1 protein-coding gene is annotated in these 1,380 nt (G+C 36.0%); it reads left to right on the forward strand.

Annotation, left to right across the window (positions count from 1 at the left end):
* Nucleotides 1-103: 103 nt before the first annotated feature.
* The coding region (locus DMP16_RS09900; protein WP_143577192.1) for an FAD-linked oxidase C-terminal domain-containing protein at nt 104-1,380 on the forward strand (1,277 nt) is incomplete at its 3' end.

Consider the following 1,380-nt stretch of genomic DNA (forward strand, 5'->3'; position numbering starts at 1 on the left):
CTAATCTTTTCTAGTATGTTACATTACTACGTAAATATATACTCCTTAAACTATATATTAAAAGACTGACTTTTAAATCGTCATTCGAATTGTTAACTTGACCATGCTTCTACAAAAGCTAAAAGAGATCGTTGGAGATCAGTGGGTAATTGAGGACGAAAATGTTAAGTTATTCTCATATCCAGCTTTTATCCCTCTAAAGGTAGAACCTAAAGCTGTTATATTACCCGGTAATGAAGAAGAAGTAATAAATGTTGTAAACCTATTAAATGAGAATAATGTTAAATATTTGATAAGGGGATCTGGGACTAGTTTAAGCGGTTCTACTACACCAACTCAAGGAGAAATAGTTGTTTCTTTAACTAGGTTAAATAAGATTTATAGTGTAAATGGATACGAAGTAGAGGTAGGTCCGGGAGTAGCTAATTTCATGATAAATAAGGTTTTATCTAACACTAATTTATTTTATGCCCCTGACCCTTCAAGCTATGTGGTTTCTTCTATAGGTGGAAATATAAGCCACGATTCTGGAGGGATGCATACTCCTAAGTATGGTACGACTTTTGATAGTGTGATTAAGTTGAAGGTACTGCTTACTGATGGAACAGTGGAGGAGATAGGTGGAGCTAATTTCTTTGATCCCACTTCAATTTTTGTAGGAGCAGAGGGGACTTTAGGAGTTATTTTAAGGGCAACATTAAGGTTATTCCCTAAACCTGAGTCCAGCAAAACTATAATGGCGGCATTCAACTCAGTAGAAGATGCAGCTAAGGCTGTTGTAAATGTATATAAGAGTGGAGTAACCCCCTCAGCTATGGAGTTTTTAGATAAAAATTCAATTATCGCTATTGAAAACACACAGTATAAGGCAAATTATCCAATCGTAGATGCTATACTTTTGATTGAGCTCGATGGGTATTCAAAAAGTGTAGAGGAGGAAGAAGAAAAAGTCATTAATGCGATTAGGAATTCTGCAGGAGAAATTTACATTCCAAAAAACGAGGAGGAAAAGAATAGATGGTGGTTAGGAAGGAAGGGAGCCTTCCCTTCTTTTGCGTATTATTCACCAGCATATTTGACTTTAGACGCAAACGTTCCTAGGTCTAAATTACCAGTTATCTTAAGATACACTTATGAGATAGGCAAGAAATACAATCTGCCAGTAGCTAATAGCTTTCATGCTGGAGATGGCACTTTACATCCTCTAATAGGTTTTGATCCTAAGAGTGTAGAAAATACTCTTAACGCAATAAGGGCTGGGGAGGAAATTACTAAGTTAGCTATAAAGTTAGGTGGGGTTCCTAGTGGAGAACATGGGATAGGTGTTGAGAAGATTAAGTTTATGAGGTATTATTATTCAGAAGACGATCTGAAAGTTAT

The organism is Sulfolobus sp. B1 (assembly GCF_007050195.1).
Lineage (GTDB): Archaea > Thermoproteota > Thermoprotei_A > Sulfolobales > Sulfolobaceae > Saccharolobus.